Annotated in this window: 14 protein-coding genes; 5 read left to right on the top strand and 9 right to left on the bottom strand. The window is 51.5% G+C overall.

Annotated elements, in window-relative coordinates; translation table 11 throughout:
• Window positions 1–55: 55 nt before the first annotated feature.
• From BEQ56_10965 to BEQ56_10955, 3 genes are read right to left on the bottom strand one after another with little or no spacing between them, the layout of a single operon-like run.
• Entirely contained in the window at window positions 56–1,048 is a 993-nt protein-coding gene (locus BEQ56_10965) for a diaminopimelate dehydrogenase (protein ID AOH43950.1), read from the bottom strand.
• Entirely contained in the window at window positions 1,045–1,800 is a 756-nt protein-coding gene (locus tag BEQ56_10960; GenBank protein ID AOH43949.1) for a 4-hydroxy-tetrahydrodipicolinate reductase, read from the bottom strand. The genes BEQ56_10965 and BEQ56_10960 overlap by 4 nt, the downstream gene beginning before the upstream one ends.
• Window positions 1,797–2,684, bottom strand: coding sequence for a 4-hydroxy-tetrahydrodipicolinate synthase (locus BEQ56_10955; GenBank protein ID AOH43948.1), 888 nt, complete (start codon window positions 2,682–2,684; stop codon window positions 1,797–1,799). Before BEQ56_10955 ends, BEQ56_10960 begins: the two co-directional genes overlap by 4 nt.
• A gap of 466 nt (window positions 2,685–3,150) precedes the next feature.
• Between BEQ56_10955 and BEQ56_10950 the strand changes: the two genes are divergently transcribed.
• Window positions 3,151–4,410, top strand: coding sequence for an adenosylhomocysteinase (locus BEQ56_10950; GenBank protein ID AOH43947.1), 1,260 nt, complete (start codon window positions 3,151–3,153; stop codon window positions 4,408–4,410).
• Window positions 4,411–4,506: 96 nt separating this feature from the next.
• On the opposite strand, the gene BEQ56_10945 is transcribed toward BEQ56_10950, so the two are convergent.
• From BEQ56_10945 to BEQ56_10925, 5 genes are all read right to left on the bottom strand, one after another.
• The gene (locus tag BEQ56_10945; GenBank protein ID AOH43946.1) at window positions 4,507–5,256 is read right to left on the bottom strand and encodes a polar amino acid ABC transporter ATP-binding protein; all 750 of its coding nucleotides are present in this window, start codon (window positions 5,254–5,256) and stop codon (window positions 4,507–4,509) included.
• Window positions 5,240–5,911 carry a hypothetical protein gene (locus tag BEQ56_10940; GenBank protein ID AOH43945.1) on the bottom strand — a complete coding sequence of 224 codons (672 nt, stop codon included), beginning with the start codon at window positions 5,909–5,911 and terminating at the stop codon, window positions 5,240–5,242. Before BEQ56_10940 ends, BEQ56_10945 begins: the two co-directional genes overlap by 17 nt.
• The gene (locus tag BEQ56_10935) at window positions 5,908–6,561 is read right to left on the bottom strand and encodes a hypothetical protein (GenBank protein ID AOH43944.1); all 654 of its coding nucleotides are present in this window, start codon (window positions 6,559–6,561) and stop codon (window positions 5,908–5,910) included. Before BEQ56_10935 ends, BEQ56_10940 begins: the two co-directional genes overlap by 4 nt.
• Before the next feature lie 82 nt (window positions 6,562–6,643).
• Entirely contained in the window at window positions 6,644–7,336 is a 693-nt protein-coding gene (locus BEQ56_10930) for a hypothetical protein (GenBank protein AOH43943.1), read from the bottom strand.
• A gap of 173 nt (window positions 7,337–7,509) precedes the next feature.
• Window positions 7,510–8,673 carry a hypothetical protein gene (locus BEQ56_10925; protein AOH43942.1) on the bottom strand — a complete coding sequence of 388 codons (1,164 nt, stop codon included), beginning with the start codon at window positions 8,671–8,673 and terminating at the stop codon, window positions 7,510–7,512.
• Between the two features lie 214 nt (window positions 8,674–8,887).
• On the opposite strand from BEQ56_10925, the gene BEQ56_10920 reads away from it, so the two are divergent.
• Window positions 8,888–9,670, top strand: coding sequence for a hypothetical protein (locus BEQ56_10920; protein AOH43941.1), 783 nt, complete (start codon window positions 8,888–8,890; stop codon window positions 9,668–9,670).
• A gap of 18 nt (window positions 9,671–9,688) precedes the next feature.
• On the opposite strand, the gene BEQ56_10915 is transcribed toward BEQ56_10920, so the two are convergent.
• The gene (locus BEQ56_10915; GenBank protein ID AOH43940.1) at window positions 9,689–11,320 is read right to left on the bottom strand and encodes a hypothetical protein; all 1,632 of its coding nucleotides are present in this window, start codon (window positions 11,318–11,320) and stop codon (window positions 9,689–9,691) included.
• Window positions 11,321–11,422: 102 nt separating this feature from the next.
• Between BEQ56_10915 and BEQ56_10910 the strand changes: the two genes are divergently transcribed.
• From BEQ56_10910 to BEQ56_10900, 3 genes are read left to right on the top strand one after another with little or no spacing between them, the layout of a single operon-like run.
• Window positions 11,423–11,923 (top strand): hypothetical protein, encoded by a 501-nt coding sequence (locus BEQ56_10910; protein ID AOH43939.1) that lies wholly within the window; start codon window positions 11,423–11,425, stop codon window positions 11,921–11,923.
• Entirely contained in the window at window positions 11,920–13,290 is a 1,371-nt protein-coding gene (locus BEQ56_10905) for a hypothetical protein (protein ID AOH43938.1), read from the top strand. Before BEQ56_10910 ends, BEQ56_10905 begins: the two co-directional genes overlap by 4 nt.
• A 19-nt stretch (window positions 13,291–13,309) precedes the next feature.
• Window positions 13,310–14,014: a hypothetical protein gene (locus tag BEQ56_10900; protein ID AOH43937.1), complete on the top strand. Its 705-nt coding sequence runs from the start codon at window positions 13,310–13,312 to the stop codon at window positions 14,012–14,014.
• Window positions 14,015–14,068: the final 54 nt, after the last annotated feature.

The raw sequence follows: 14,068 nt of genomic DNA, 5'->3' as shown, positions 1-14,068 counted from the left end.
CGTGCTATTGGGTGACGAAGCGGTTTCTTTGTGTAACCGTTCCCGGCAGATGCGCTTAGAGGAGCGTTTCCCTGAGCTCCTCGTCGGATATCGCGGACAGCTCGCGCGGGGCGACGTCGAACACCGTTCGGCAGCCCCGTTCGCCGCGCTCGCGCATGCGCACGGCGGCTCGGGCGTAGGCGGTCAGGATCGCGCCGGTAAATTCAGGGTTCGACGCCATATCGACATGATATTCGATCAGGTACGGATGGTCCCGGTTGGGACCGGTTCGACCGGTCCGGATCACGGAACCGCCATGCGGCATGCCGCGATGGTCCCGGTCGAGCTCCTCCTGCGTCACGAAGGTGACGGTCGTATCGTAGCCGGCGAAATACCCGGGCATCGACTTCACAGTCCGTTCGATTTCGTTTCGGTCCGCTCCGTCTTCCGCGACAATGAAGCAGGCTCGGACGTGCTTTTCGCGGGTCGAAAGAACCGGATTTTCGAAGCTGCGGACGCGGGCGAGCGCGCTTTCACGTGGGATCGTATATTGACGGGCGTCGCGGACTCCGGGGACGCGGCGGAGCGCGTCGCTATGTCCCTGGCTGACGCCTTTTCCCCAGAACGTATAATCGCTTCCGTTGGGGAAAACGGCGCTCGCGAAGAGGCGATTCAGCGAAAATATTCCCGGATCCCAGCCGACAGCGATCAGCGCTAACGTACCGCCCCGACGCGCGGCGGCGTCGACTTTTGCGAAATGATCCGGAATGAGCGCGTGATGATCGTAGCTGTCGACGACGGTAAAGTCGGCGGCGAGCGCCGGCGTCATCTCAGGCAAATCGGTCGCGCTCCCGGCGCAGACGATCATGACGTCGATCGAAGTTTTCATCGGCTTCGCCTGATCCAGGCTCAGGACCGGGACGTTCGGCGTCCGGGCTGCGACTTCGGCGGGACTGCGGCGCGTGAAGATGGCGGCGAGCGTCATGTCCGGCGCGGCAGATACCGCGGCTTCAACGCCTTTCCCAAGATTTCCATACCCAGCGATGGCGACCTGGATTCGCCTTGTCATCCTTCCCGTCCTTTCGGTTCATCAAAAATATCCTGCATTGTGAGATATCCGGGCCCCCGGCGCGCGAGGATTTCGGCGGCGGCGATCGCGCCTTCGGCGAAGAGCGCGCGGTCGTGCGCTTCATGTTTCAGCGTGATCGTCTGCGTATCGGTCGAGATCAGGACCTCATGCGTTCCGACGATATTTCCGCGGCGGACGGCGGAAATCGTTACGTCTTCCGGCTTTCGTTTTGACGCTCCGCTTCGTCCGGTCAGGATTTTCGCAGCGGGACGAACCGCCTGGACGGCGCGAGCGAGCGTTAAAGCCGTTCCGCTGGGCGCGTCGGCTTTGCGGTTATGATGCGTTTCGACGATTTCGACGTCCGCTTCCGGGAAAAGGGCGACGGTCCGTTGGATCAGCTCCGTAAGGAGGACGATCGCGATCGACGTGTTGGCGCTATGGAGGACGGGAATCCGCGTACTGGCGTCGCGGATCTGGGCTGCCTGGTCCGCGCTATGGCCCGTCGTCGCGATCAGGAGCGGCAGTTTCCGTTCCGTCGCGAACGCGAGGAGATCCGGGAGCGCGTCGGGCGTGGAAAAATCGATGATTACGTCCGCTTCGCCGTGGAAATCGGATAATTTCGCGTAGACGTTTTGAGCGGCCGCATTCCGGTCGACGGCAGCGGCGAGCTCCGCGCCATGATACCCCGATTCGATCAGGCGGAGAATTTCCCGGCCCATCCGCCCGCAGGCGCCGTTGAGAACGATTTTCATACGGCTAATCCTTCCGCGCGCATCAGCGCGATCAATTTTTCATAATTCGCCGGTTCCATTGGTGTCAGCGGGGGGCGGACCATATTGTCACAGAGCCCCATCGCGGCGACGGCCGCTTTTACCGGAATCGGGTTCACTTCGCAGAACAGCGCGTTAATCAGCGGGATCAGGTCTCCCTGAAGCTCGGCGGCGGCGCGGAAATCGCCGTTCCAGAACAGCGTACAGATATCGCGCGTCCGTTTCGGGAGGACGTTTGATAAGACGGAGATGCACCCCCGCCCGCCCATCGAGAGGATTGGGACTACCTGATCGTCGTTTCCGGAATAGATATCCATCTTCCCGCGGACGAGGCGCGAGGTCTCCACGATTTTGGCGATATTGGAATTGGCTTCTTTAATCGCGCGGAGGTTCGGATGGTCCGCCATTGCGGCGTACGTCGAGGGTTCGATATTGACGCCGGTCCGCGACGGGACGTTGTAAACGATAATCGGCTTGCTGCTGGCGTCGGCGACGTCGGTATAATATTTGACGAGCCCTTTTTGCGTCGCCTTGTTGTAGTAGGGAGTGACGACGAGGCAGGCGTCGGCGCCGGCTTCGCAGGCGAAGCGGGTCAGATCGACGGCGTAATCAGTATGATTTGAACCGGTTCCGGCGATAATCGGGACGCGGCGGTTCGCGCGCTTGACGGCGAATTCGATCGCGGCGCGATGTTCCTCGTCCGTGAGCGTCGAGCTTTCGCCCGTCGTTCCGCAGATGACGAGCGCGTCGATCCCAGCGTCGATCTGCCAATCGATCAGCGTGCCGAATTGTTCAAAATTGATCCCCGCGTCCGTAAGCGGAGTGACCAGAGCGGTCGCGATACCTTCAAAAATCGGTTGGTTCATGAGTTAGCCTCCAAAGCATGATGATCAGCGTTCGGTGGGCTTCGTTAGCGATCGGGTTAAACAAAAGCAGTTGACCTTTGCTGCGGATCAACTGTGTATCGTTTTATCGGTGATCGGTAAATCAGGATATTCCGGAACCCGGTTAACGATAGCGCTCCGCATTGCTGCGACAGTCGGACGTCTCTTATTCCGTCCGCCCAGAAAACGCGATCCCGCGTAAAAAACGCGTTTCCTTCGGCGCCGATTCCTTTCTCCGAATCCTGATTCGCGGATCGTAGCGAATCCGGGTACTCATCCTGCGGCGCGCCTCTACCTTTTTCTATCTTACCATGTTTTTTCGGATCTGCGGCGATGAAATCCGGAAATTCGAGTGGCGGGACGTGGTATTGAAAGCCGGGGCGTTTTCGAGTGGAAGCGGTTATTTCAGTGTAAAATTCGGAATTGAAATAAAAAAGAAGGAGTTATCATGGCTGAATTTGATATTCGGAACGAATCGCTTGCCGAGGGCGGGCGTCGTCGGATCGAATGGGCTGAACGCGAAATGCCCGTTTTACGACTGATTAAAGAAAGGTTTGCGAAGGAGAAGCCGCTGAAGGGGTACCGGATGTCGGCCTGCCTGCACGTGACCGCGGAGACGGCGAATTTAATGAAAACGCTTCAGGCGGGCGGAGCGGACGTCGTTTTAGTCGCGTCAAATCCGCTTTCGACGCAGGACGACGTCGCGGCGTCGCTCGTTATTAACGAAGAGATTCCGGTATTCGCGATCAAGGGCGAGGATAACGCGACGTATTATCAGCATCTCGAAGCCGCGCTGGCGCACAAGCCGCAGATTACGATGGACGATGGGGCGGATCTCGTTTCCACGCTGCATAAAGCGCATCGCGAGCTGCTTCCGAATATTTTAGGCGGGACGGAGGAGACGACGACGGGCGTGATCCGGCTGCGCGCGATGGCCGCTGACAAGATGCTCGAGTTTCCCGTGATCGCCGTGAATGATGCGATGACGAAGCATTTCTTCGATAATCGTTATGGGACCGGTCAGTCGACGCTCGACGGAATTATCCGGGCGACGAATATCCTGCTGGCCGGGAAGACGTTTGTCTGCGCCGGGTATGGCTGGTGCGGCCGCGGTCTGGCGCAAAAGGCGCGCGGTTTAGGCGCGAACGTGATCGTGACGGAAGTGGACACGCTGAAAGCGCTGGAAGCGGTTATGGATGGGTTCCGGGTCATGCCGATGGCTGAGGCGGCGAAGGTCGGGGATATTTTCTGCACGGTGACCGGAGATATTAACGTGATTGACCGGCACCATTTTGAAGTCATGAAGGATGGGGCGATCGTCGCGAACTCAGGTCATTTCAATTGCGAATTGAATATTCCGGCGCTGGAGAAGATGGCGTCCGGGAAACGGCTCGTCCGACCGTTCGTTGAGGAATATACGCTGTCCGATGGACGGAAGATTCATGTTCTTGGGGAAGGGCGCCTGATTAATCTGGCGTCGGCCGAAGGGCACCCGGCTTCTGTAATGGACATGTCGTTCGCGAATCAGGCGCTGGCGGCTGAGTACATGATTCAGCATCATGCGGATCTGGCGAAAAAGGTGTATTCCGTTCCGGAGGATATCGACCGGGAGATTGCGGCGCTGAAGCTGAAGGCGATGGGAATCGATTGCGACGTGCTGACCGAGGAACAGGTGCATTACCTGAATTCGTGGGAAGAGGGAACGTAAGATCGAATGCGCCTGAGGAAGGGCTGTCCTGATGATTCGGGACGGCCCTTTTTAGAATAATAGATAAAATGGGATTAATGTGATATCCCGAATGGGTTATTTTTTAAGAATAACAGACATGAATTGAACCAATCGTTCGTCTGATGGATTATTGAAGAAATCCTGGGTTCCGGAATTCACCTGTATTCTTGCTTTTTCCATGAATAGCATTCGGGTTGAAATTTCTTTTAAAAATGACATTTCATGAGAGACGATCAACATCGTCATTCCGGAATCGGATAATTTTCGAATAGAATCTAAAACCTCCTTAATCATTTCCGGATCTAAAGCTGACGTTGGCTCGTCGAATAGCATAATCTCAGGCTTCATCAATAATGCGCGGACGATCGCAACGCGTTGTTGCTGTCCGCCGGAGAGTTGGTGAGGATATGCGTTGAGTTTATCTCCGATTCCAAGCGTCTCCAGATATCTTTTTGCTTGTAGAAGGCAGTCTTCCCGACGCAGCCTGAGAACCTTTGTGGGCGCGATCAGGAGATTATCGATGACGGTAAGATTACTGAATAAGTTGAAACTTTGAAATACCATTCCAATCGATTTCCGAAACAGTTTGACGTTCTGTTTGGTTAGCTGTTCGTTGTTATAGAAGATTTTTCCGGAATCGACTTTCTCGAGTCCATTGATCACACGTAAAAACGTGCTTTTCCCTCCCCCGCTCGGACCGCATATTCCTATAATATCATGTTTGTAGACATCAAGATTTACTTCATCGAGTACGGTGTTTTTGCCAAAACGTTTCGTTACATTCTGAATGGATAATATTTTTTCTTGATCAGACTGAACATTCATTCTCACTCCCCATAATGAGCTTGGTTACTTTCTTTTCGAAGATTTCCCCAAGCATCGTTAGAATATGACAAATGGCAAAGAAGATTATCAAAACCATCCCATAGATTGCCAGTGGGAATGGGTATCTTGGGAGGATGAGCTGCGCTCTCCTTGTGAGCTCGAGACATCCAATGGTTGACGCAACCGACGTGCTTTTAACCAGTAATACAAATTGACCGACGAGAGCGGGTAATGCGATTAACAGTATTTGCGGTATGATAATATTAAATAAAGTTGTAAAAGTATTCAATGACAACGATCGTGCTGCTTCCCATTGTCCTGCGTTAACTGAGAGTAAGCTTCCCTTGATAATTTCCATAATATAGGCGCCTTGAACGAGGGAGATAGCCGTTACTGAGATTGAAAAAACGCTGCCTTTAGTTAGATACGCATATAGAAAAAGAAGGATCAGCATTTCCGGCACGGCTCGTGCGATCTGCGCATATATTCCCAGGATCATGTCGATTCCTGGTATTCGGAAGCTTCGAACTACTCCTAAGGTAAAACCAATGATGATTGAATACAGAAGCGACGCAAAGGTTAACTGTAAAGTTAGAGGCAGCGCTTGCTTGATCAAAACGTCAACGAAAATAATCTTCAGGTCATTGACATTCATATATGTTTGGTCAGGCCCTTTCTGTAGATTTTATTGATGATTTGAACGAATGAAAAAAGAGCGAAGTATATAATGGCCCCGGTTACAAAGGCTGTAACGGGCTCGAATTTCTTTATGTTTACTTGCTGCGTTTGATGCGTCAGTTCTAAGATCGTGATCCACATGAGTAATGAGGTGTCTTTTATGATAACCGCTACAATATTCATTATAGAATCATGCGTCTTCTGAACGGCCTGGGGGATAAGGAAATAAATTAAAGTCTGAAAGTTTGAAAAACCCAATGCATAGGACGCTTCAGTTTGTCTTTTATCAATGCTTTGCAGGCCGCCTCGAATAATCTCGGCTATAAAAGCGCCGTCATTCAGGACCAGACCTATAACTCCGCAAATGCCAGCCGGTATTGGGAAGAAACGCGATAAACCATAAAATAAAAAGTAAAGCTGAACTAATAATGGCGTTTCCCGAAAAAATATTACATATGATTTTGTAATAAGACCAATTCCTCGATTTTTGGAGAAATTAATGCTTCCGATTATGATCCCCCAGACGATAGCTAAAAGTATTGCGAGAATGGAATACTTTATGGTTACAAGCGTTCCGCTAATAAAAAGTGGGTATGTTTCGAGTAGAATCCGGTATTTAAATACCATTTTGGAATCCTCTTTCGTATTTCGTTGTCCGCAGGCAAGAAATGGATGATCAATATTCTTGCCTGCGGATAAGATCTCGAGCTTAGAAACTGACTCCGCTTGGATCAGGTTTCCATGGATAGCCCATCCATTTTTCATATAAATCGGCATATTGCCCTAACGCTTTAATTTTCATAAGATAAAGGTTAAAGACATCGCGCGTTTTATAGTCTTTGTTCGGAAAGGCGAATCCATTTAAATACGAGATCCCGTTCTCTTCTAAAACGCGAATTGTATGATTGGTTGATAATGGTCCAGCGAAGACGATCCCGTCGTCATACGCAACATCGATGACGCCTGTTTGAAGGGCGTCTTGCCATGTTCCCAGTGGCAGGACGACAGATTTGCTTTTGGGAAACAGTTTAGGGATTATTTCTTCGTAAACTGATCCAGAAGAGATTCCGAATTTTGTTCCATCTTTATTAAGGTCTGAAAATGTTTGGTATTCTGAGTCGATTGCGACGCAAGCTTTTGCATGGTCAATGAGCCAGGGAGCGGAGAATTCGATTTGGCTTGCTCTTTCTATTGTCATATTCATATTTGCAGCGATCATATCGACTTTCCCTGAATTTACGGCCGTGAGCATGGCCGACCATTCGAGGATTTCCCACCGAACCTCCACTCCGATTTCAGCCGCGAAGCCATTTACAATATCTGGAATGAATCCGGTTACCTCGCTCGTCACCTCGTCCATAAAGATGATATTCGGAATTGTCGGATCGCATCCGACGACCAAAGTCCCTTTTGTCTTGATTTCTTCAAGCTTGTCGGTTTTGGATGAACCCTGATTTTCGGCTGTGTTTTGATAGCCTCCTTTACATCCGGTGATTAAAAGTGCAATGGTTGCTAACGCAAGCAATAAAGCAGTGGCTTTTTTACACATAGGACCTCTGTAAAAATAATAGTTTGTTATTGGATTGTTGATATGAACCTGGCAATGCGATCTATCCCTTCATGAATTTTTTCTTCGGATATCGCGTACGACATCCTCACAAAACCTTCACCACCGCTTCCAAAGCCGATCCCTGGAACCAAAGCGACCTGTTGATCTTTCAGCAACATCGTACAAAAATCTTTTGACTTTAATCCCGTTTCACGGATGTTAATAAAAGCATAGAACGCGCCTTTTGGCTTTAAGCAGCTTAGCCCGTCAATCTTATTAATTTTCTCGTAAACGATATCCCTCCTTTTTTGAAACAACTGAACCATTTGAGTGACACAATCTTGTGTTGCGGTTAGCGCTGTTACACCGGCATATTGAACAAAAGTATTCACGCTGGCAATTGAATTTTCATTGATCATTTCTATTCCATGGATAATGTCTTCCGGGCCGACAATATATCCCAGCCTCCAACCTGTCATCGCATACGTTTTGGAAAAGGAATTACAGATGATCACCTGATCCTGCATCCCATCGATCATCGCAGGGCTATAAAAAGACAAATCGTCAAAAATAATTTTTTCGTAAACTTCGTCCGAGATAATTAGAAGATTGTTTTCTTTCGCAAAATTACACAGCTCTTTAAGCTGTTTCAGGGATATAACTCCGCCTGTCGGATTTGAAGGGGAGTTTAGAAGAATGGCTTTCGTTCTGCCTGATATTTTTTTCCTCAGCTCATGAATATCGTACATGAATCCATCTTTTTCAAAAACAGGCACTTCAATCGCTTTTCCTGAGGCCATGAATGGGTGGTTCGGATGATTGCTCCATGTCGGATTGGGCACGATCATTTCGTCATCAGGATCTAAGATAGCCAACGAAGCCATTCTGAGATTGTCCATTCCACACGATGTGATGACGACCTGTGTTTTCCAGTTATAAAGCAGGTTGTGCGAGGCTAAGTATTTTTGAGAAATCGCTTTCTTCAATTCGTCAATTCCTGCGTTTGGGGCATATTTTGTCTTTCCGGATCTTAACGCTTCAATCGCCGATTCTACGATATGTGGCGGCGTATTGAAATCAGGCTCTCCTTGTGCGAAGGAGAGGACGTTAGGGAATTCTTTACTGAATTCATTCATCTCACGAATCGCAGTTCGCTTTAGCCCTAAGCTCACTTTTGATAGTCTTGCCATTTGTTCTCCTGAAATGTTAAGAGTTCCTTTTGTCATGTTTTGTCGGTTTTTTGGTTTTGTGTTTCATATTATGAAATAGAATTCGCCAATATGAAATTAACGTAATTCTAAGGCGCTTTTGCTTAGCTTGTAAAGTAATTTATGACTTAATTCTTTGGACAAATGTCATCAATGGCCTTTCGGCTTAGAAAGGAAAAATCTAAAGGTAATAAATATGATCAAATCAGTAAAAAAAGCAATAGATATACTTGAATTATTTTCGCGCGTTGAACCGAGGCTGTCTCTTTCGTCGATCAGTGAAAAGTTGGGCTTTCCGAAGGCGACTACATATCATTTGTTAACTACTTTGGTCTCATGCGGCTATATCGAAAAAGATGAACAGGATTTATATTTTCTGGGAACTCGTGTGATTGAAATTTCACAAAATGCAAAAGTAAACGTTGAGTTAAGGGACCAGGCGGCTCCTTTTATTCGCGAGCTTGGAGATTTTTGCAATGAATCGATTTACTTAGCTACGAGGTATGGAAATGCGATTTTCTATATTTACGCGATAGAGACTTCGAGACGATTATTGTCTCGATCTGTTGTAGGTATGCAGGCAATGATGCATTGTACCGGAATAGGGAAGGCATTTTTAGCATTCCTCTCGGAAGAAGAAATCGATAGGATTATATCGAAAGCAGGTCTTCCTGGATTCACAGAGAGCACAATTACGGAAAGGGCGAAATTAATAGATGAGCTTCGGGAAATCCGAGTAAATGGTTATGCTATTGACAATGAGGAACATGAGGAAAATACATTTTGTATTGGAGCTCCAATATTTAATAATGCCGGTAAGGTTATTGCAAGCTGCTCCGTTTCCGGTACGGATAAGGAAATAATCAACTCCAGAAAAAAGATAATTCTTCCGCAGCTGATAACAACTGCAATGCGAATTTCACGATGTATGGGCTACGTTCCTGCCCGATCGCAAATAATATCCTTGACCTCTGATTAGAGAGAAATTCCTTTTATTCTACGGCGCACCGGTTCTTTTCAGCACTGCCCCAATCAGCGAGCCGTCGACGCGGATTTCGTACCATGGCTCAAAGCCGGGAAAGTCAGTCGGATCGAGCGTCTTCTCATCCCGGCTGAACAGGATATAGTCGGTATCATCGTTGATTTCGTAGGACAGGTCCATTCGGGCGCGGTCCGCGTCGGCGAGATTCCCACGGTTGATCGAGCCGGTTTGCGTGTAGAGATGGTTGACCTGAATCCAGGGAGACAGGTCGTTTTCAGCGATCGCTTCCAGGAGCTGGCGCGTTGCGATTCCCCAGTAGTCCCCGGAAAACGCTTCCGCGTTCGGACGCGCGGGTGGGGCGAAATAGGCGAACTGATAGGGGTGGTTTCGCGCGATCCAGACGCCGCTCTCGCCAATCATCGCGATCAGGCACGCCGCAGCGAGACCCGCCATTCCGGCGCGGACGTTCGGACTCGGAACCGCGCGCAGCTTGCTGATAGAGCGGTTGACGGCGAAGGCGGCGAAATATACGATTGTAGGATATACGAAATAACAGTGCCGCCAGGTATTATAAATCGTGACATGGCGCAGCACGATATATAAAAGCGGGACGGCGCCGATCGTCAGTGCGAGCAGGTCGCTTCGCTGCGACGGGCGCGGTTCGGACGTCTTCCGCCGGCGGAACGTTTCGAAAAAAAAGAGGATCAGCCCCGCAGCGGATAAAATCAGGTACCCTGTCGGCGTCGTCAGCGCGATCCATACGGCGACGTACCTTCGGGACAGCGACGCGTCGATCAGCTTTCCGAAAAAAAGGTTCCCCTGCGCGCTGTGGTTCGGGTGGGCGGCGCTGAAACGAAACGTCTCGATCAGCGTTGGCAGCGGCGATTCCCAGAGGTTCGGCGTAATCGCGATCAGGAAGATTAAAAAAAGGAATCCGATCAGGAGAAGCTGCGTCAGCGCGACCCGTGGCTTTTCTTTCGTCCGGAGCGCGCTGATAAAATAAATCGCAATCGCGATGGGCAGGTAGGCCAGACCGTTCAGGCGCGTATTGACGGTCAGCGCCAGGACGGCGGCGGTCAGCAACGCGGAACGAACCGTTTTCCGCTGGATCCAGCGATCGACCGTGCAGAGCGAAAAAATTGTCCAGGCGGTAAACAGGATATCCTTATTATTATAGAACGCTTCGGCGAAGAAGCGCGGCGTCAGGACAAGGATCAGCCAACCGATCAGCGCGGTCAGCGGGTCGCCAAAGCGTCTTCGGATCAGCGCGTAAAAGAAGATCGTCGCCGCGTACCAGTTCAAAAACGTATAAAAATGACGCATGCGATAGAAGTTGCGGGCGGGCATCGTAAAATTTCCCATCGCCTCGATCAGGACGAGCGGCTGATGCAGCGCGGTTCCGTAATATCGGTCCCGGTATTCTTTCAGGTCAGGCAGGTACGCGAGGAACGTCGTCCAGCGATCCGGAACTGGCAGCCGCAGCCGCTCGATCGTGTATCGGAAATTGACGAGCGACGTCTGCCGTTCGATTCCCTCGTCCGGACCGCAGCCGTAATCGTCGAAAATCCCGCAGCCAAGAACGAAATAGACGGCCATGAGCGCGATCGTCAGGGCGTACAGCGGCTTTTCGCGGCGGCTTATTTTCATGTCAAAAATTATACAGGAAATTCTGCCGATGAAATTTCGGCGCGCCGCGCGGCGTTCCTCATGGTATGATTCCTGTATCCTGACGCATAGGAGGCGTCGAGTATGGAAAAGATCGAACAAAAAAAGATTATCCTGCCGTTTATCATCGGTTCCCTTTTTTTGATCTCTGCCGCGTGGGCGTTCCTGGTCTGGGAGGACACGCGTATTCCATCTTTCGACGTCTCTTCCGTTCCGTTAGCGTCCCCGGCGGAGAAGTATGAATTCGCGCTGGAGACGGTCGAATCGGGGGCCATGATCCGGATTAAAGGCTGGATCATTGAACGTCATCAGGAAACGCTGCCGGTCGAGATCGACGTCGTCCTGAGAGAGGAGGGGACCGGAAAAGGGTTCCTCCTTCCGACGGTGGTAACGTTCCGCGATGACGTGACGGCGGAGATGGACGACGGAACGAACTATGACTGGGCCGGGTTCGAGGTTCTGATTCCGACTCGCGCTCCGATCGACCTGACGAAGCGCTCGTATACGATCCTGATCCGCGTAAAGATTCAAGGGAAGGAACGGCTGATCGATACGGGCGCAGCGCTGAAAGGCGGGCGTCAATGAAAACACGGATTCAGCGTTGGCTTGGGGACGATCGGCTGATTTTTATCGTCGTCAGCCTGGTTTTTGCGGTTATCCTGTATTTCGCGCGGCTGGGTGGCGACGATCTCGTCAATATCCGCCTGACGAGAGACGTACCGGCCGCCGAAATCTGGAGCAGGGCTTGGGAAATGTACTTTACCTGGGCGTCGCGTGTCCTGATCAATTTTGTGATGTACTACCTGACCGGGCGGAATCAGGTTTTCTTCGCCCTTTTCATGGGCCTTTCGATGTATGTCCTGTTGTCCGCGTTGTCGCGGCTTTTCGTCGAGGGGGACCGCAGGTCGGGAAATCTTATCGTTGCCGGGGTGGCCCTGCTGTATCCGCTGACCGAGCTTGGCTCGGCCGGCTGGATCGCGACGATGACGACGTACCTGAGCCCGATCGCGTTTGGCATGATGTCGCTCGTTCCGATCCGGCGCTGGCTGGATGGCGAGTCGATCTGTTGGTACGAGCTGATCGCGTATGGCGCATGCCTGATTTATGGCGCGAACAATGAGCAGATGATGGTCGTGATCCTGTTCGCTTATACGGGCTTCCTGGTCTATACGGCCGCGAGGAAACGGAGCTGCGCCGCGAACGTCGTTTTCTGGCTGTTGAGCGTGGCCTGCTGCGTTTTTATTTTCGCGTCGCCGGGAAATCGGAACCGGACGTATTTAGAAACGCGGTGGCTGCCGTTCTTCGGAAAACTGAGCGTTTTTGATAAAGTCGAGATCGGGCTTTCGATGACGTTGCAGTGGCTGATCGTCGAGAATCATCTCCTGGTTGTCTTTCTCTGCGCAGGGATGACTTACCTGATCTGGAAAAAGTTCCGAAGTCTGGCTTATTCGCTGATTCCGTTCGTGCCTTTCGCGATCGTCAGCGCGTTCCACCGGCAGTTTTCTAACCTGACGGAACGCCTGGTCCCGTTCGGGAACGTGATTGCCGCGCCGATCAGCCGATATGGACTGATATCGGAGACGACGCGGTACTCGATGAATGCTTTTGTCAAGTTTTTTGTTTTTGGATTGTTCCTGGCGCTGTTCATTCTGTCATATTATTTGGTCATGAACCGACGGCGGGATCTGGCTGTGATGGGCGTGCTCCTGGTGGCGGGGTTTTCGACGCGCCTCGTTATTGGCTTTTCGCCGTCTGTATTCCAGTCGGGATATCGCGCCTGCTCGGTCCTGGCGTTCTGCCTGATCTCTGCGGCGTTGGCCGGGATCTTCTCGGCGTTTCGGGAAGGATTGATCGGCGAGAAGGAACGGCGGGTCCTGAACAGGGCGATGCCGGTCTTCGCTTTTTTGTCGATGGCGAAGTTCGCGTATGATGTCGCCAGGATTTTTAAATAACGATAGTTGAGGAGAATTGATGAAACGGATTGCAATCATAATCATGCTTGGCTTACTGTTGACGGCCGTTGTTATTCTGCTGCCTGCCTGTAACGTTCCGGACCACGCGGGCGAAGAACCGGAAGCCACCGAAACGCCGCTGCCGGCTCCAGCCGCGGAGGTTATCCGGGCTGACGACGAGGGGCCTCAGGACGCAGCGACTCAGACTCCGGAGACTGGCGCTGCCGCGGACGTTCCTGAGACGCCGGACTCTGGCCCGGCGGGCGGAGACGGCGTTGCGGATAGCGGCGATCCTGAATCCGTATTCCCGCGCGAAATGGCGCTGCGGGCGGCGGTCGTTGCGATGACGAACGGCGTGGCGACCGACGTTTTCAAGGATGACGGATCGACGTTTAATCTATCGAATTTTCATTCATACAGCGACCTGTCGGGTTTTCACCTGTTGGTCGTCGACGAGGGGAGCTGGTCGGCGAAGGACGAGCGGACCTGGCGGGTAGAGGGTCTGAAATGCTCGATGTCCGAGGGGGACAAGTTCTTAAAAGCGTCGATGGACGTTACGTTTGACGGAGCAAATTACGTCGTTCTGAACGTTGAGCGGACGATCGCGAAGGAAGCGGATCTGGATTCGGGCGATCCGGCGAAGGTGCCGGTCGAGACGCTGCGATTTTCCAGTGAGAATCCGTTCCTGATGGTGACGCCGCGGCTGATTGAAATGGGGCGTTAACCGGACGAGCCGGGCGTAGAAAGAAAGCGGCGGGGGAAAAAGTAAAACTTCCCC

The sequence above is a fragment of the Anaerolineaceae bacterium oral taxon 439 genome (genome assembly GCA_001717545.1).
Taxonomy (GTDB): domain Bacteria; phylum Chloroflexota; class Anaerolineae; order Anaerolineales; family Anaerolineaceae; genus Flexilinea.
Note: the sequence above shows the minus strand (reverse complement) of the source record. Positions and strands in the feature narration are given on the sequence as shown.